This is a genomic window from Vibrio sp. D173a (assembly GCF_030248475.1).
This window is the reverse complement of record NZ_JAHGAH010000001.1, coordinates 1-16,758: the sequence shown is the minus strand read 5'-3', so window position 1 is coordinate 16,758 and position 16,758 is coordinate 1. Positions and strand designations below refer to the sequence as shown.

Sequence of the window (16,758 nt, the reverse complement as noted above, 5' to 3'; positions counted from 1 at the left end):
TGTAACGAACCACTTTCAGATCATTGAAGAACACTTCAGAGAATTGCTTATACGCAGGAGCACCACGAACAGTGCCCTCAACATCACCAATAGGGATGTTAATGGACTCGGAGTTGTAGTAACCCGCTCGTTTAAGGTAACTAATGGCCTTATTAAAGGATTTCGGCGCAATGTACTTACCAAACCGCAAAGCATGATCTTCATGAAACTGGTGATAACTTAATGGTTTCATACCTTGTGGTGAGGGTTCACCGACACGGCCACTGATAATATCAGTGTTAACCAAAAGACAAGCGAGTACCCTCGCGACGAGTTCACGCGCCTGACGATTATTCATTTCAGGCACCCACGTATACAATTCAGGAAAGCGTCTAGGGTTATCGATAAATTCCTCACACGCTTTTAGGATCATTGCAAACTCAGTCGGAAGATCTACCACCCTTGGATTTTCTTTGTCACGTAACACACGGCGTTTAGTAAACCCGATTTGATAGTTCGGGTTTGGCTTACCTTTGGCTTCCAGACGTGCTTTTTCCGCTTCAATGGCAGCGTGGTGAATATCAATACATTCTTCAACACGCGCTTTCCGTGCAGCTCGATACGCTGCGCTCGTCTTCTTTCGTTGAGCACGAATATGTTCTTGCGCTTCTTGTGCAAGAGCAGAAAGAGCTTGAGAAGTGTTGTGCTCAGGGAGTTGCATAGCATACCTCAACAGAACTCAAGCACTGGTGTAATGGAATAAACCCACTAACGACGTGAACGCTTGAACTGAGAGTATGCTTTGATAGATCGCACCTAGGGCACGGAAAAAGAGATTTCTTCATATTTTGATTCCTAATGTTTGGTCTGCTTGGGTGACTAGGCCGAGCAGTTGCATTAAATGTATAGAAAAAAATCAAAAAGATCAATGTTCAAGATCGATAGATACAAAAAAACCAGACCCATTAGGAAAGTCTGGTTTCGTTGTTGAATGTTTAAATATTGAAGTGTCACCTTCAACCACTCAATTGACCTTAATACACTGCATAGAAAACTATGCAGGTAGCGTGCTATGCAATGCACTCTGATCACGTTCAATATTAGTAGCTTTCATAGATAAAATCAACTAAACATTAAGCGCTGTAGTAACTTTTTGAGCGAACAGCTCTAAATGCCTTTCGGGATAGATAAATCGGACCTACGCCAACAATTGCATACAACAACTTAAACAGTACTTGACTGACAATCATTGTATACAACTGATAGACATCACCCCATACACCGACTGCATTTATCAAGTCCACCCGACCACCATCGAACAAGTCATAAAAAACGAATCGAGCTTCAAACCCTTCGCAATCAACGTCAATAAGCTTCCAGGCCATAGCCCACCCAAATTTAAACAACCGAGAACAAAAGAGGAAGCCATCGACTTGGCGAACTACTACCTCTCTCTTGGCCACTCGGTTGATTTGGGTCTGATGCAAATCAACACAAGCAACCTCAAGGCTTACGGCGTCACGATTGAAGAGATGTTTACCCCCTGCAAAAACATCCAGATTGGCTCAAAAATTCTTCATGAAAGCTACCAACGCGCACTGAAAATAAATCCAGAGCCGGGCGCTGCGCTGCAAATCGCTCTCTCCTATTACAACACTGGCAGTCCTAACCGCGGCTTTAGAAACGGATACGTCAAAAAGTACATCAACAGCAGCATCACCCGACGTGTACGCGCAGCGCCATCCAGCATCTCAACTCAAGGACTTTATGATTAGCGCCAGATTTGGGCTGAACATTTCATGGAAATCGCGCTCGTAGAAGGCGCGAAATCCTAACAACTTCCGCTCTTCTCTAACAACATCAAGGATGTGAACGAAATGGACAATGAATTACCCATTTTAGAATGCGATATCGAGCTGATGAGGCGGCTCAATGTGCCAAGCCAAACCACATTAAAACAAGCTTCATCTGAGTTTGCCGCTTATTGGCAACGGGTGAGAAAAGAGGCAGACATGCGTGAAAAAACGCTCGTCACCGCGTCACATGCAGCGCCGAGTAAAAGAAATGACACCAAACCGTGAATGAATTTCACGCTTGGAGTGTTGGTGCCACCTCTTTCATAACCCCCTACCTTCTCTTAATTAACATCTCAATCAAAAAGAGCTCCCCATGCAATACGTTTTACTTCCCACCTCCAACGACCAAACCTTTCTTGCCGATTGCAAGGAAATCATCGATATCAAGGAAGGCGTGACAGACCAACCCAAGTTTGAGGAATCACACCTCACCTATCGCCTCATGTATGGCGCCTATAAGCCTCAGACCCACGCGAACTACACCGCAGAAGAAGTCAAAGCGGACATCAGCGAAGCCATTGACCAATGGCTTATTCACATTGATGGCAAGAACGTCATCGATTTGGGTATCAAGGCCATTGTAGTTTCAGACAGCGTCATCAAACGCCAATGCAGCACATTAGCCCCTCCAATAGAAACTCAAGATGTGGCCTTTGCCGCCCTGGTCAAGGCGCCTGCGTGTTTTGACATTGACAACAGACATTACCAAGCCCGCACCGCTTATTTACGTTGGGATGGTATCGATGCCATCACCACACTGATGAATCGAAAAGGGTTGTTTGCTTTCACCAGTGAAGACAAACGCTTCACGCCAGAAGAGCCATTAACGAAGAAGAATTGGCACCACCACATTGACCACTTGCGAATGATCAAAGAAGCCCGCCGAGCACAATAGGAGATTTATCATGGAAAATAATACACAACAAAAACACCTCTACAGCGTCTGTTCCACCGACCGGATTCTCAAAGAAAGTCACAGTCAGGCTGTCATGAATGATTTTTTAAAGCAGTTCATTAATATCGATAAGATTCGCATGACCACCTATCGTGCGGGACGCGCCGTCACTGAGCTTATTATTCATTATGATCATGATAAAACCTTCCTGCTCACGATATGGGAAGGAAGCTTTAGCACACCGCCCCTTTCACTTGATGATATCCGTTTAGCTCATAAAGAGATTTCATTAACAGATATTGTGGACATTATGGTGCTTGTAACAAGACTCGCTCACCATGCACAGTTATCGCCACAGCTTTCTTCGGACTCAGACTCAGCAGAAGTTTTGGTTTTCAGCTCGTAGAACATCACCAATTGCCTTAAATCTGATATATGAAGGTTAATAATGGTATTTCCTTGTGAATTTTCTCTATTTGACGAACTTGGGTTAAGTAAGAAGACTTGAAAATATTTCACGTTTTCTGTACTCAATACTTCATCGACATAGTGCCCAAATCTTCCACAGTTCATGAGCTCTTTACTGACATACAAATTGACAGTTTTGCCATCATTTTTATCGAAGAATTGAAGCAGAAAACCACGACCGTAACGCTTTTTCAATAAAGCGCCACCATAAACAACACCCTTATATCGATTTTCAAGCCCATAACGAATGTGCGTCACATATCGGTATAGAGGGAGCTGTCCATAACCTTCAACATAAAGTTTGAGTAACCGAAATTCATCATCCGATAAATTAGTTTTAGCGTCTTGCCACGTATCAATTAGCCGCTGTAACTGATTGGTTCTGGTATATCGTTGCCATCGATGATGATCTTTTTTATCACGAGGTTCACGATGCTGAGCCAAAAACCCTGGTGAATGGATAGATAAACCAGACTCACCGTGCTCGGTTCCTAGGTCTCCATCTGATTCTGTCCAAGGGGTGAAGTGATTAATATGATCCTTTAGTTTTTTACGAGCTTTTCTTTCATTACATTCTTCACCAGATACTTCTTCAGATTGGTCCGGTTCCATAGCATCTGTAAATTTAATCCACTCGCATCCAGGCTGATGTTCATATGGTGAACGAAAGTGAGCCGTTTGGTACTTAACTCCCTCTTCCGCCATTACGTGATAATTAACACCACTTATAAGCACACCACAATTTCGGTCACTGCATGAAAATTTGAATCGCTTCCTCTTTTCTGGTTTTTGAGAGAAGTATTCAGCCCTAGCTTGGTCTATGGAAATGCTGCGCTCAAGCTCATGGCAGTAAGCAAATAATACTTTGGTTCTTTTCATTAGTTCACACCTTTATATGAGTATCAAAGCATATAAAGCAATGACATTAATTCAACAACTAACTTTTTCCAAATCAACAACCCGCATAAATGAAATGAGAATGAATAAAGGTACATTTCCAGATTACGCATCACTCATCGAACAATTAGCCATGCAAGCTTGCCAAGGTCTCGTCTTCGGGAACTACAACAAACGCTTTCAAGCATCCATAGATGAACTTTTAAAGTCTTTGCCAGATGACAAGAAAGAAAAAGTAATCAGTATTGCAGAGAAGCATGGCTACAAAAAACAGACAAGAATCGAGTAAAGAGGGAAAGATAGATGGTCTACGAAATTGGTTTTGACGAGGATTCTTTAGGCTTTTTTGTCGTCACAAAACTATCAAAATCTGAACTTACGAATTGCATTGTTAGTGTGTTGACAATAGCTGATGAACTCATAATCGATTCACATATAGAAACTACTGACATATGCACAATTTTAGTGCGTTTCTTTGATTGTAACCTTACGTATCCGCAAGACGGATGTGAGCACATTTCAGAATATCACCTTGCCCCTGGCGATATAGATGTTTCTAGCAAAGCTGAACTTATCTCGGAATATATTGAGAACAACTGTGTCACTTGGAACAACCGAGGAACTTTACCAAGTGAGTGCGTTTAATAAAGAGCAAGACGTTTCCATTACCTAAAGTTCGATATCAACACAACCAAAATTAAGGAGTTAAAAGATGAGCACAACCGTTCAACTAACCAATGAAGAAGAAAAAGCGCATCAAGCATTCGAAATCCAACACCACGTGAATCGCCGGGCAGAAAAAGTGACACCTTTACGTATTCAAGGTTATGAAGTCCTGTGCAAGGCTCGTTTACCTCTGCACTTTCGTGCTCGTATTCGAGAAATGAAAGTGGGGGATACATTCATTATGGGTTTAATTCGTCATACTTATGATGCAGAAGATACAGGTGGGAGTGAGTACGAAGGTGTAGCCGAAGTTTACGTTAAGCGGGAGCCCAAAGGACTTTATCAACTTTATTGTAACTGGAGTATGTTGACTAAACCTAATCGTCCGATGACGTTTGCCCATGCCACGTTTAAATGGGAAAAAGGCGGTATCTTCGCGTTTGTTAGTGAAAACGCCGAGGTAAACTTGCGAAACATTTGCCTAATTAGCCGCTTCATTCAACGTCTCATCAATAGTGCATCGCCCGAAGACTTACAACATTATGAGCAACTTGGCCTTCCTGACTATCTTGTCGGTGTTAACGTAGATAAAAATAACCTCACCACTCTTCAGTATTGGCGTAAATCGGAACAGTCATTAGGACGCTATAAGTTTGCCGACGATCAACTCCCCAAACCAATGATGAAATGCATTATAGAGCTCGGGCTTTTAACCGGTGATATCGATCTCTAACTCTTCAATTTTATCCCCCCACCTAGCACACATTATTACTTATTTTTGTCACACCAAACGTTTGAAATCCACAGTCTCACTTATCCAACTATCCATCATGAGGAAGACTGGAAACCTCCAGGATTTATTTCCAGCCGATTGTGGAGAGATGGAGAAGTGATTCAGCACTCAGACCTAAACAACAACCAAAAGCGAACTACATTATGCAAGACATCCTCAAAAAACTCAGCAACCCAAGACAAGCGAAATCGGTGCTCAAACACGCCAGTGTTGAGCAGCTTGAGCGCGTCTTAACTGTCCTTACCGAGTTCAAAGAAGAGAAAGATATCGAAGCCCAAATTCAAGCCGAGCAGGAGCAGAAAGAGCAGCAAGAGCTTGAAGCGATGCGCGAGCAAATCATGAGTAAGGGGATTAACTTCGACAAGTTATGCGAACTGATGACGCCGAAAAAGAAACCACGTAAAGCCCGAAACACTCATACCGACACGCAGTCTTAATCCTTCTTTTCTGCCCTTCTGCTTTCCCAAACGCACGCTCACAGCTTCCCCCCTCATTGTGCCATTTCAATCCCCTAGGATTGTTAAATAGCTCAATGACGAACACACAACATGACCATCCTTGAGGATGGGATGTGTTGACCTTTCGTGAACGTCTCGTGTCAATTTTCCTTTCAAATTTCAATCCCAAAGGATTGTTAAAGAGAAAGGTAAATTCGATGCACGAGGAGTGAGCGCTAAAAAAAGCCCGTCAGCAAAAACGCGAAATGGGTCGCCGCCAAAGTGTGGATTCCGGCGTTCCACGCCCCACTTTGGCAAGACACATTGAGCGAAACAGCGCGGGCTTTTTTGCTACGAGATGAGACTCAAGCTGCGCTTGAAAGCGAGTCCGTAGCCCTAGCTTCAAAAACATTCAATCGCGCAAGCGCCCCCTCTGCGGGGCTTGATTGATAATGATTTTTGGAGTGCGAAAGATGCACATCGAGAGCATCTGAGACACTTTTCGCCCCAGCGAAAATGACTCAGACGGGGGAGCCGAAACAAACGCCCGCCCCAGCGAATAGGCGAGACCTCCCCAGAGGTCGGTTTGTTTTGGGGGCTTGCCCCCGAAAACCGTTGAGTAGGCGAGACCAAGCTCGTCTGGGTAGCGGAAAACGAGAATTTTGAGCAAGCAAGGTACGCAGCGGCCAAAAGGCGACATTTTCCACTTTCAGAGGGGCTTGGTCTCGCGTAGCGAGGCGGTTTTCGGCTTCTTTTGACTTTAGATTAGAAAGCAAAGCGTGAGGACGTTCAGGACGAGGGCATTGTTTTCTAATCCATTGAAAAAGCGCAGCTTTTGAGATGATTATCCCTTTCGGGATAACCCCATGCCTTGGAGCGTTCAGCGTAAAGGTTTGGGCATCCATCGGCTACTCATATCGGCTACACCCTGTAGCCGATATGAGTAGCCGATAACTGTAGCCGATGATATTCAACTAAGGAGCATCAATATCATGTTTGATATGATCATCAATCCCATTTTAGATCTGTCTTTACTGGCACTCTCTCAACTGTATTTGCTGACGTTTTACTATGCCAGCGTACTCAGTTTTCTCTCCGGTTTGATCTCCCCAACGATCTACTTTGATAAACCGGAAAAAAACGAAAAAGGATCCCTATTGCGACGCCTGTTTATCTTCGTTGCGATCTTACTTTTTTTGCTTGGGACACTCGCCAACGTCACCATCCCAACACTGATTGCTGTGGTGCAAACCGCCAGCTACGTACCCGTTTCAGAATTGGTGTATCCGTTTATCTCGTACTTCTATATTCCGCTGTTCTTCGTTGGTGCGGGCACCCACATTGCCATTCGCCGAGTCGCGACACCACATCTGAACCAGCTTAAATCTAAGTTCACCAAACGCACGCAAATGGCGCGTGATGAACGCACCGACGTGCGCACGGTAAAACACTTTTTACCGGAAACGCTGGCGTACGATCCCGAAGACTACATTGATCTAAATAAAGGTGTGTTTGTCGGATTGGATCGCGTACATAAACCGCAATACATCCCACTGGCTGACTTCCAAAAACAGCACGCGGACATCATCGGCACCACGGGTGCCGGTAAAGGGGTCGCCTCAGGATTGATCTTGTATCAACTCATCCTTGCTGATGAAGGCGTGTTTGTGATGGACCCTAAAAATGATGAATGGGCACCGCATTTGATGAAGTACGCCTGTGAAAAAGCGGGCAAACCTTTCTACCTGATTGACCTGAATAAAAAAGTGCCTCAACTCGATCTCTTAGCGGATGCAACGCCGGAACAAATCGAAGAGATAATGGTGGCTGGATTCAGCCTTGCCGAGAAAGGCGACGTGGCTGATTTCTATCGTATCGACGACAGAAAAGCGGCCAGAGAAGCCCCAATGAAGGCAACGGAAGAAGAGCGTCAGTCATTCAAAGGACTGTTCCGTTCACTCTATGTTCAAGGTCTTGAAGACACCATCAAAGCGTTCTATGGCAAACTCGAAGAACTCTCGTTAGTCGAGTCCATTAATGCGGTTGGTGGCATGCGACTGCAAGATGTGTTCGACCATGGCGGCTGTTGTTACGTCATTGGCTCAATGCGTAATTCGAAGATATTGATCACGCAGAAGATGATCTTAATCCGTTTATTTCAGCTTGCTGAAATGCGCGACCGTGTGGCGGGTAAGCCGCGTCCCATTGCCATCTTCTTGGATGAATTGAAATACCACATTTCAAAACCAGCGATGGAAGGTTTGGGCGCCGCACGCGACAAAGGCGTGCACATGCTTCTTGCCCACCAATCGATTGCCGATTTAAAAGACTGTCCGGCCGATCTTAACGGTGATGCCGTGGTAGGTGCAGTGGTCGAGAACACCAAGTTCAAATTGGTGTATCGCTTACAAGATCCCGACACCGCCGAATGGGTGTCTAAAATGTCCGGCACCATCTTAGTGGATGACGAGACTCGCTATGTCGAATCCAGCAAAACGCTCAATGAAGTGGTCGATGATAAACGCAACATCAGAATGGCCGAGAGACAATATGTCGATACCAACATGTTGCTCAACCTGCCCAACTTTGTGAGCTATATCTTCACAATGAATGACGTTCCCAAGCCATCCTTGATTGCTCCGATCAAAGTACAAAAACAAACCCTCGTCACGTTTGATGAAACGCAAGCTCATACCGCCAGTGACGATGAAAAAGTCGAAGAACACAATGAAGCGCCAGCTTCTAAAAAGCGCCAAGATATCGGAGAAGAGAACAACATTGAAGTTGAAACAGCGTCGCTCTCAGAAACAGAAACTCTCGACACTAATGAAGAATTTGATCTGGATGCGGTCACTCCTCTGCCCCCTAACAAGAACCCGACAGAGGCAATTCAATCACAAAAGGAAATAGAGGCAGCAGTTAAAACGTTAGAACAACAAATCGAAGGACTCAAAAAATGATAGTCAACACCAGACAATGGCACTCATGGCTTCGCTACATCAAACGAAAAATATTTCTCGGTTCACAACAAGAAGAAAAACGTGTCACGGTGCCCACAACCATTTTGGGTAACAGCCAAGAGTATGCATTAGAAGATATTGAACTGATGGGGATACCGATTGTTGTCCACCCAATGGACGACAACTGGACGCCAAACAAGAAACCTCAACCTAAACAGGAGGCATTATCCAATGGAACTACGCACTAAACGACTGCTGTCTCTCTGGGATCATAAAACCTACACCAATCGAGCCCGTCCATTAGATAAACCTATTGACGGGCTTTTTGTTTATCAAAGTCTTTTTTCTGTGGAAGCCTTCGCATCACGACCCGCTCAAAACGTGACAACACAACTGGCGAAGGTCACTGCCGAAAGTTTGTTAGAAAAAATACGATCACTACGTGACGACATCAATCAACGACACCGAAACTTCATTAATAACATCGGCGAACTCGACATCAACACACACTCCACTCAAGCGTTCCAAGAGGCAGAAACAGAACAACGGTTATACACACCTGGCAGTGTCATGCTCATGAAAGTATTTATGGCCGCAGACCGTTATTTCGACACGCTTTACAAGGCAAGATTGAACGGCGAGCTCACCGAAACAGAATACGATCGACGACGCAATAAAATGGCGAAACAGATCACTCGAAACCTCAACCAAGTGAATGTTACCTGTCTTTCTTTTCATAAAGTGCGCAAAGAAGCGGAGGCTTCAATATGAGCCAATTGATCACCTCAAAGGCTGACCGCTACCAAAGACATTATGAAAAAATGGCGACTGTGATCCAATTCCTTAAAGAAGAGTCATACACAAACTTCGAAATTTTAATGCTGCTACTGGAGTACAAGGACAAAAATCCCTTATATCGGTTGCTCAATAAACTGGTAGGCCTTGGCTATATCCACAAACATGAGTTTGAATTTCAAACCGGTAAAATTTCAATCTGGGGGATCACCGATTTAGGACTGATACAAAACATTCAGAACATCAACGAAGATTTTCGTGCGTTCGATCCTTACCGCGTAAAATTCGGTACGCTGGAGCACAAGCTCATGAATCAAAAAGCACAGATTTATTTGCAGCGGAATGGCTGGACGAACTGGCGTAACGCCGATCAATATTCGTTTCGAAAAGAATATGATGTCGAACATCGCCCAGATGCCACCATCACAGCACCTAACGGATTTACCATCGCCATTGAAACAGAGCGCACTCTAAAAACGGTCTCTCGTTATCGCTCAAACCTTAAAAGCCACATTCTCGCGCAAAAGAAAAAATACTGGAGCGCGGTGTTTTATGTGGTGCTCAATGACGACATTCGCCAGCTATTAATCAAGCGCTTTGACCGCATTGAATACATTCCTTTCAGCGAATCCAAACATCCGTTTGAACATTACCGTTCAAAGCTCGTGCGTATCTTCACGCTCGACGAACTCAAAACCCTCACTCTTCAATAATTTCATCACTCTCGCCTCCCTATCGATGCGTCGCATCGAGGGACACTGACATCTGGAGAAAACATCATGCGCGTATTTATTGCAGAAAAGCCGTCGTTGGCGGCTGCCATCTTTAAAGGTCTCGGCGGTGACGTCAACACCGAGAAAAAAGACGGATACTATCAACATGGCCAAGAGGTGGTGACGTGGTGCGTCGGTCACTTACTTGCCCTGTGCGACCCAGAAGATTACAACATTGAACATAAAAAATGGGCCTTGTCGTACCTACCTTTGAGCACACACTACCCGCCAAGAATGAAGCCGCGCCAGGGCGCTGCGAAGCAGCTCAAAGTCGTGCTGAGCTGGATAGACAAAGCAGACCGTATTGTTCACGCAGGCGACCCCGACCCGGAAGGCTGTTTGTTGGTCGATGAGGTGCTGACCTATGCAAACAACACCAAGCCAGTGCAACGTGTCTTGATTGCCGATTTGAACGATAAGCCGGTGAAAGCTGCGCTGGCAAACTTACAGCCTAATGAACACTTCCAACCACTGACCCAAAAAGCGTTAGCTCGCGCTATCGCCGACCAAACCTTCGGTTATAACCTGACTCGCGCCTATACCCTTAAAGCGAGAGAGAAAGGTTTTGATGAAGTGCTCAATATTGGCCGAGTCATTACGGCTATGATAGGCATGATTAACGAGCGCACCCTGGCAAACCTCAATCACCAGAAGAGCTTTTACTACGAGTTATTTGGTCACTTTGATATGGGTGGCAACATCATCAAAGGCAAGCTCATTCCTGATGAAGCATTCGAGCTTGATGACAAAGGTCGTATGATTTCGTCACTGGAAGTCGCCGCGACCAAAGAAGCGGACACTGGAGCAAATGCGCATATCTCCAGCATTGAGCAAAAAACGGAACACCGCCAACCACCAATGCCATTCAACCTGTCAAAGCTACAAATTGAAGCGTCAAAGCGATGGGGCTATAAACCGAAAGACGTGCTAGATACTTTGCAAGGGCTGTATGAGAAGCATAAGCTGCTGACCTATCCGCGCAGTGATAACCAGTACCTTTCCGATGCACATCTGGAGAACCGCTCCGGTATCTTTGCGGCCATAACAGGGACACTGTCACATCTTGATACCGCCATTGAACACGCCGCGACGACCTCCAGTCACAAAGCCTTTAATGCCAGCAAAATCGAAGCGCACCACGCGATTGTACCTACCGAGAAAAGCGGCGCGGGTATCGAACTTAACGAGCGTGAGCGCAACCTGTATGAATTGGTGGCCAAACGCTTTATTGCGTTGTTCTACCCTGGCTCCGTACGCGACAAAGTGGCGCTTGATGTGGATTGCACCGGTCGCTGCTACCGTGCCACCCAAACCACACTCAGCAAACAAGGGTGGGAAGTGCTGTTTAAAGGTGAACATCAAGACGAACCAAATCAAAACGCCCTAGATCTCACCTCGATGGTCAAAGGTACGCAAGGCTCGTGTACACAAGTGGATATGGAGCAGCGTGAAACCAAACCACCAAAATACTTTGATGACGCCAGCTTACTCAAAGCCATGACCCAAGCGGCCAAGTTCATTAAAGATCCAGAACTGCGCAAAACACTGGAGGCGAAAGACAAAGACACGGCCGGGGAAAACGGATCCATCGGGACAGAAGCCACGCGAAGCGGCCATATTGAAAAGGTGGGTAAGCTGACACACCTTGTTCGCTTAGGCAAAGAGAAAGGCTACAAGAGCCCGGTCTACAAAACGACGGAAGCGGGACAAGAGTTCTGCGCCCTCCTCCCTGATGAGATTGTACGGCCAGACATTTCCGCTATTTGGGAGGGCAGCTTAGATAAGATTTCGAAGCAGCAGCTCAATATTGAATCGTTCTTAAGTGACGTAAACAAGTATATCCATCTCCAAGTCGAGCACGTCAAAACACACGGTGTGCCTTTCGTGAAGCGCAGCGGCGTGACTTGCCCAACCTGCCAGCAAGGCACGCTCATTAAACGCCCTGGCAAACATGGACCATTTCATGCCTGCAATCGCTACCCTGACTGTAAGACGACGTTCCCTGACGACAACGGTAAACCAAACTTCAACCCCAAGCCACGCCAGAGTGTTGTGCCAAGCACAGAAGAGTTCTGCAAACAGTGTGGCAATCCGCTTGTGCGAAGACCTGCCAAGAAAGAAGGATCATTTTGGTGGGGATGCAGTGGCTTTCCGAAATGTAAGGTGCGCTATTTTGACCAAAACGGCAAACCTGACCGTGATCGAGGCGAACTCTAACACTGAACAAACATCACAGCGCGTGATGATGTTAACCTTCCTTCAAAGTGCTGATTTATCTTCGCACCATGGAAGGTGCTAAGATAAATGCACCACCTCCCCATCCAGTACGATAGAGCGTTATCCAAATGCGAGACAATCACGATCCTTGGGTGTGCTTAGAAGATGATGAAGATGACTATGTCCTCGAACGATTTGAGTTGCGAGTTCACGGTCGTAAACCACTCGTTCTCAATCACCCCTCGTTTTCCAAACTCATGTTCGTCACCCAGCAGTATCTCCACACGTCACAGGAAACCACCAAGCGAATATTAAGAGCCACCATCTTAGAAAGTGCAGAGCCCTTCACGGCGGATGAACACTGCCGATTGGTCTCTGCACTCGAAAGGCACTTAGCTGACGTCCATGAATGAAAAAACCCGATAACATGATGATGTTATCGGGCAATTTAGTTAAGCGGCTTTTAAACAGATATCTTGTTCAACTAACGCTTTTAGGTATTGATGTGCTTTACTGGCCTGTGCTGCGGCTTTAAAAATATAACGTTTATCATTTTTTAAAACTTCCAACCAACTCGCAATATAAGATTCATGTTGCACCTTTCCAATGAAACCAAAATCAGCCATTAGAAACGCGGCTCCTAGCTCTGCTATCAACTCTTCAAACGCATAATCTTTGCTACCAAACTTGCCTTTGTTATCTCTATCTAAACGAGTCGAATGACCCGTCCAGTGCGTTAACTCGTGCATAATGGTGGCGTACAGATCGTCCGTAGAATGAAATCGCTGACGCTCGGGGATCACAACTTCATCGGTCGATGGTCGATAGAACGCCTTTTGACCACTGTAGCTGATTTTCGCCCCCAAACTGTCAATAAAACACTCCACTTCATCGACTAATGTGACGTCGTCACGAACAACATTTTCTATGTTATTTTCGCTATCAATGCCATCAATTTGATCGAGGTTGAACACCACATAGGTTTTCAACATAGAGTAGGTGTCATTTTCATCCTTCAGGTCTTTGCTCTTTTTCTCTACTTGTTTGTAAAAGAAAATATGCGTCCCTTTCTCTCCTTTTCTAACTTGGCCACCAAGCGATTTCGCTTGCTTGAAAGTCAACCATTGTGAAGAAGAGAAACGATTCATTTGAGCACTCATCCAAAGCAGCATGATGTTCATGCCTTGATACTCTTTACCGGTATCAAAATTACTCGGAATGCCTGATGATTGAGTCATATCCCAAGGACAAGACCAGGGCTTTATGCCCTGCTCTAACGCTTCAATGATTTGATTAGTAACATCCTGGTAAAAGTCTCTGTTTGTTTTTTTTGTAGCCATGTCGCTACTCCTTGAATTAGTAAATTGATAAAAATTTGCTAATTCGGCTGGCTGCGGCCAGTCGAACTGGCGTTGCCTGCGGAGTAGTACCGCTGTAGTGATTGGTTGTAGCTCTTTAACGATAAGTCGTTAAAGAGCTGTTTGTTGTCTCTTCATATTGTTGTGTTTATTTAGAGGCAAGCTTGTGTTCATAGGCTTGCATTTCTAACTCGATATCGATGGCGAACTCTAGAACATCGGCACAAACGGACATCAGATAAGACCGCTTGTTAACCGACGCTCCTTTTAAAGCAGGAAAACGTTCTTCTGCTTCACACGCTCTCTTATACATTTTTTCCAAGATTTCATAGGCTATCTGCTTATTTAATCCCACGTAATTTTTCATACGTTCAAAGCTTAGAAATACAGAAGCAAGAGAATCTGCTTCAGTTTGCATTTGAGCATCGAAAATCGTTAACGCTAAGTGTTGGTCAGACATAGTAGTACCTCTTCAGAATAGGTTAAGTTGCTTATTCTTCTGGCGCTGCCAGTGAACTGGCAACGCGCGGGGTATCCGCTATTAGTAAGTATTAATGAGTACGTGAGCTCTAACATGAGCTCACGCTAGAATAGGATTGAACACCTTGCTTGATGCCCTCCCAAATATCACGCCATACAGGGAGTGACGAACCACATTTCAAACAGTTAAGGACCACACTGCCATCAGTACCAATCATTATATGATTGTGCGTGGTGGTAGGACATCGAAAGCATGGGTATAAACCCGCGAAGCTAAATCCGACCCTAGAAAGAGAGTTAAGATCAAGGACTACCCCCTCTTCATGTAAAGGACTGAGTGTTAAAATCCATTCTTTGTTAACGCTGCACCAGGCGTACAAACGCCTCTCTTCTGTCAGTGACAAATAACACTTTCGCGTTAAATGATAGTGGGTAGCCACTCTGGAAGGTGCGTTCTCATAGATTTCTTTGGTATTCACGATAGCATCAAGTTTTAACATTAGACTTCTCCAATAAAGTAAAAAAAGAGAAGCCCCACAGGACTTCTCCTGTGGTAAAGCGTTAAAACGCTTCAATGGTTTCGATAGGGCTTAGACCATTAGTCAATCACGAGAGCAATGTTCTCCCACTCTGCGTGTTCCCTAGCATAGTCCATCAGCAAAACTTGATGCTCACTGAGGCTTTCCAGCTCCACGTTGTTGCCATGGTGATAAGCGGATATCGCGCAATTGGACAGCATGATTAACCAGATACAAATACCAGCCGCCTCTTTAGAAAGCGATGCCGACGCACAGTTGTAAGCGTTATTGACAGCGACAGACTCACCCATTTCTGGATAAGCAAACTTCCCGCCATTGTCGAGCGTCACAAACTCCCAGTAACCACCTGAATAATCGGTTATAAACCGATCAGAAAAGTGATACACAGCTTGCTCTAAGTATTGGTAGTTTGCGGTAATTGATGGATAAAATCTGAAGCGTTCCTGAGCCGGAACAATCGATGAAGTAATCATGAAGATCACCTTTGAATTGATGGATTGATAATAAGAAAAGCTATCAATCATAATCTTGGGCTGGCACCACTCGATTATGAATGGTAGCACTTGCCAAGATTTACAACGTCTGATGCGTTATGAAACTAGTATATATTAGTTTAAAAAAGCCCGTCAATCGCTGACGAGCTTTTGTTATACAAATAGGTCAATCCACCTCTGAATTAAAGCTCATTAAGTAAAAGCCGCCCCTCACATCATCAGGTAAGGTGTTTAATTCACAACCTTAAGATTTTCATACAGATCAGGTAACACGTGTTCATGTTCGAGGAGTTTTTCTAAGCGTTCTTCAAATGGCTCTGGTCTTTTATCGACAAAAAAGTACGTTTTTGATTCCGGTCGATGGAAGCTCTTGCCGGTTATTACCGCGCTCTTTCCGTTGTCCATAAAGTTAAACACTTGAGCGAAGAAATAATTATTATCCCTTTCTGAGTTGAGGTGTACTTTCCCTGTGGGTTGGACGGTGATAGGAAAGACGTCATAGCCACCTTTACGCTTGTTGTTTTCGCAATATAAGTAGAGAAGCAAGCCTGTTTTGCGCTCTAAGAACCCTAAATTCTCGAAACGGCAGGCTGCCAGTCGTCCAAAAAACCAAGTGTAAACAAGGCCACACTTTCGATCGAAGTATATATGCGCAGGCTTCGGAGACTTGATAAAAAACACCGTAAAGAACAAGGTTAGTGACAGTATCACGCTAGTGATAACAAAATCTGAAATAAACGATTTTTGTTGTGATTCTCTGCCATAAGTAAAAATAGCTTTGCGATAGCTTAATATTGAGTAGTTACCATTTCTATCAAATATTGTTCTGTAGTATTGGTACCTATTTTCGTGAAATTCATCAAAGAGTTCACCATTTGCTCTTTTTTCTTCGTAGCTAGCTAATACTTTTCTTCCGTATGATATTGATTCCGAGCTTGGTAATAAATCGCTTATAAAACCACATGACAAAATCCACAATCCTACAACCAAAGGTAAAAGGTAGGCAAATCGTAAACCGTGCCTTGCATCACGCACAGTGAGGACGTCATCGGTTACCGTCATAAAAGGCTCTAACGGATCATGAGCGGGCTTTATCGGCTTAAATTGGGAAGCAAAGGTCTCTCGCCATTTACTGAGCCTTTGTGGGTATT

General features: G+C 44.7%; 19 protein-coding genes. 13 read left to right on the top strand and 6 right to left on the bottom strand.

The window, feature by feature from the left end; genetic code table 11:
• Positions 1 to 700 (bottom strand): hypothetical protein (locus KIV40_RS00100; RefSeq protein ID WP_285347600.1); only part of this gene is annotated, 700 nt, incomplete at its 3' end.
• A gap of 514 nt (positions 701 to 1,214) precedes the next feature.
• Here KIV40_RS00100 and KIV40_RS00095 point away from each other — a divergent pair.
• From KIV40_RS00095 to KIV40_RS00080, 4 genes are all read left to right on the top strand, one after another.
• Positions 1,215 to 1,754: a lytic transglycosylase domain-containing protein gene (locus KIV40_RS00095; protein WP_285347599.1), complete on the top strand. Its 540-nt coding sequence runs from the start codon at positions 1,215 to 1,217 to the stop codon at positions 1,752 to 1,754.
• A 102-nt stretch (positions 1,755 to 1,856) separates the two neighbouring features.
• Positions 1,857 to 2,060 (top strand): hypothetical protein, encoded by a 204-nt coding sequence (locus KIV40_RS00090; protein ID WP_133152144.1) that lies wholly within the window; start codon positions 1,857 to 1,859, stop codon positions 2,058 to 2,060.
• Between the two features lie 88 nt (positions 2,061 to 2,148).
• Positions 2,149 to 2,730, top strand: a complete 582-nt coding sequence (locus tag KIV40_RS00085; RefSeq protein ID WP_285347598.1) for a hypothetical protein — start codon at positions 2,149 to 2,151, stop codon at positions 2,728 to 2,730.
• Positions 2,731 to 2,740: 10 nt separating this feature from the next.
• Entirely contained in the window at positions 2,741 to 3,136 is a 396-nt protein-coding gene (locus KIV40_RS00080; RefSeq protein ID WP_285347597.1) for a hypothetical protein, read from the top strand.
• Here KIV40_RS00080 and KIV40_RS00075 read toward each other — a convergent pair.
• Complete coding sequence (locus KIV40_RS00075) at positions 3,064 to 4,077, bottom strand: hypothetical protein (protein ID WP_285347596.1); 1,014 nt, start codon at positions 4,075 to 4,077, stop codon at positions 3,064 to 3,066. The genes KIV40_RS00080 and KIV40_RS00075 overlap by 73 nt on opposite strands.
• A gap of 100 nt (positions 4,078 to 4,177) precedes the next feature.
• Here KIV40_RS00075 and KIV40_RS00070 point away from each other — a divergent pair, with 100 nt between their 5' ends.
• The 9 genes from KIV40_RS00070 (at position 4,178) to KIV40_RS00030 (ending at position 12,736) form a co-directional block, all read left to right on the top strand.
• Positions 4,178 to 4,384, top strand: coding sequence for a hypothetical protein (locus KIV40_RS00070; protein ID WP_285347595.1), 207 nt, complete (start codon positions 4,178 to 4,180; stop codon positions 4,382 to 4,384).
• A gap of 14 nt (positions 4,385 to 4,398) precedes the next feature.
• A complete protein-coding gene (locus tag KIV40_RS00065; RefSeq protein WP_285347594.1) occupies positions 4,399 to 4,740 on the top strand; it encodes a hypothetical protein in 342 nt (113 codons plus the stop codon).
• 67 nt (positions 4,741 to 4,807) lie between these two features.
• Complete coding sequence (locus tag KIV40_RS00060; protein ID WP_285347593.1) at positions 4,808 to 5,494, top strand: hypothetical protein; 687 nt, start codon at positions 4,808 to 4,810, stop codon at positions 5,492 to 5,494.
• A gap of 203 nt (positions 5,495 to 5,697) precedes the next feature.
• Positions 5,698 to 5,991 (top strand): DNA-binding protein, encoded by a 294-nt coding sequence (locus tag KIV40_RS00055; protein ID WP_285347592.1) that lies wholly within the window; start codon positions 5,698 to 5,700, stop codon positions 5,989 to 5,991.
• A gap of 992 nt (positions 5,992 to 6,983) precedes the next feature.
• The gene (locus KIV40_RS00050) at positions 6,984 to 8,951 is read left to right on the top strand and encodes a type IV secretion system DNA-binding domain-containing protein (protein WP_285347591.1); all 1,968 of its coding nucleotides are present in this window, start codon (positions 6,984 to 6,986) and stop codon (positions 8,949 to 8,951) included.
• Positions 8,948 to 9,199, top strand: a complete 252-nt coding sequence (locus tag KIV40_RS00045; protein WP_285347590.1) for a hypothetical protein — start codon at positions 8,948 to 8,950, stop codon at positions 9,197 to 9,199. Before KIV40_RS00050 ends, KIV40_RS00045 begins: the two co-directional genes overlap by 4 nt.
• Positions 9,183 to 9,722 carry a hypothetical protein gene (locus KIV40_RS00040; RefSeq protein WP_025789707.1) on the top strand — a complete coding sequence of 180 codons (540 nt, stop codon included), beginning with the start codon at positions 9,183 to 9,185 and terminating at the stop codon, positions 9,720 to 9,722. Before KIV40_RS00045 ends, KIV40_RS00040 begins: the two co-directional genes overlap by 17 nt.
• Positions 9,719 to 10,459, top strand: coding sequence for a MobC family replication-relaxation protein (mobC, locus tag KIV40_RS00035; protein WP_285347589.1), 741 nt, complete (start codon positions 9,719 to 9,721; stop codon positions 10,457 to 10,459). The genes KIV40_RS00040 and mobC overlap by 4 nt, the downstream gene beginning before the upstream one ends.
• Positions 10,460 to 10,525: 66 nt before the next feature.
• Positions 10,526 to 12,736: a DNA topoisomerase gene (locus tag KIV40_RS00030; RefSeq protein ID WP_285347588.1), complete on the top strand. Its 2,211-nt coding sequence runs from the start codon at positions 10,526 to 10,528 to the stop codon at positions 12,734 to 12,736.
• Positions 12,737 to 13,188: 452 nt separating this feature from the next.
• Here the strand turns inward: KIV40_RS00030 and KIV40_RS00020 are convergent, their stop codons facing one another.
• From KIV40_RS00020 to KIV40_RS00005, 4 genes are all read right to left on the bottom strand, one after another.
• Entirely contained in the window at positions 13,189 to 14,076 is an 888-nt protein-coding gene (locus KIV40_RS00020; RefSeq protein WP_285347587.1) for a zincin-like metallopeptidase domain-containing protein, read from the bottom strand.
• Positions 14,077 to 14,242: 166 nt separating this feature from the next.
• A complete protein-coding gene (locus KIV40_RS00015) occupies positions 14,243 to 14,554 on the bottom strand; it encodes a hypothetical protein (RefSeq protein ID WP_285347586.1) in 312 nt (103 codons plus the stop codon).
• Between the two features lie 618 nt (positions 14,555 to 15,172).
• Positions 15,173 to 15,586 (bottom strand): antirestriction protein, encoded by a 414-nt coding sequence (locus KIV40_RS00010; protein ID WP_285347585.1) that lies wholly within the window; start codon positions 15,584 to 15,586, stop codon positions 15,173 to 15,175.
• A gap of 252 nt (positions 15,587 to 15,838) precedes the next feature.
• Positions 15,839 to 16,758 (bottom strand): hypothetical protein (locus tag KIV40_RS00005; RefSeq protein WP_285347584.1); only part of this gene is annotated, 920 nt, incomplete at its 5' end.

Coding starts and splice junctions, on each gene's coding strand:
- KIV40_RS00090 (WP_133152144.1), top strand. CDS start 1,857: ATGGACAATGAATTACCCATTTTAGAATGCGATATCGAGCTGATGAGG.
- KIV40_RS00085 (WP_285347598.1), top strand. CDS start 2,149: ATGCAATACGTTTTACTTCCCACCTCCAACGACCAAACCTTTCTTGCC.
- KIV40_RS00080 (WP_285347597.1), top strand. CDS start 2,741: ATGGAAAATAATACACAACAAAAACACCTCTACAGCGTCTGTTCCACC.
- KIV40_RS00075 (WP_285347596.1), bottom strand. CDS start 4,077: ATGAAAAGAACCAAAGTATTATTTGCTTACTGCCATGAGCTTGAGCGC.
- KIV40_RS00070 (WP_285347595.1), top strand. CDS start 4,178: ATGAATAAAGGTACATTTCCAGATTACGCATCACTCATCGAACAATTA.
- KIV40_RS00065 (WP_285347594.1), top strand. CDS start 4,399: ATGGTCTACGAAATTGGTTTTGACGAGGATTCTTTAGGCTTTTTTGTC.
- KIV40_RS00060 (WP_285347593.1), top strand. CDS start 4,808: ATGAGCACAACCGTTCAACTAACCAATGAAGAAGAAAAAGCGCATCAA.
- KIV40_RS00055 (WP_285347592.1), top strand. CDS start 5,698: ATGCAAGACATCCTCAAAAAACTCAGCAACCCAAGACAAGCGAAATCG.
- KIV40_RS00050 (WP_285347591.1), top strand. CDS start 6,984: ATGTTTGATATGATCATCAATCCCATTTTAGATCTGTCTTTACTGGCA.
- KIV40_RS00045 (WP_285347590.1), top strand. CDS start 8,948: ATGATAGTCAACACCAGACAATGGCACTCATGGCTTCGCTACATCAAA.
- KIV40_RS00040 (WP_025789707.1), top strand. CDS start 9,183: ATGGAACTACGCACTAAACGACTGCTGTCTCTCTGGGATCATAAAACC.
- mobC (WP_285347589.1), top strand. CDS start 9,719: ATGAGCCAATTGATCACCTCAAAGGCTGACCGCTACCAAAGACATTAT.
- KIV40_RS00030 (WP_285347588.1), top strand. CDS start 10,526: ATGCGCGTATTTATTGCAGAAAAGCCGTCGTTGGCGGCTGCCATCTTT.
- KIV40_RS00020 (WP_285347587.1), bottom strand. CDS start 14,076: ATGGCTACAAAAAAAACAAACAGAGACTTTTACCAGGATGTTACTAAT.
- KIV40_RS00015 (WP_285347586.1), bottom strand. CDS start 14,554: ATGTCTGACCAACACTTAGCGTTAACGATTTTCGATGCTCAAATGCAA.
- KIV40_RS00010 (WP_285347585.1), bottom strand. CDS start 15,586: ATGATTACTTCATCGATTGTTCCGGCTCAGGAACGCTTCAGATTTTAT.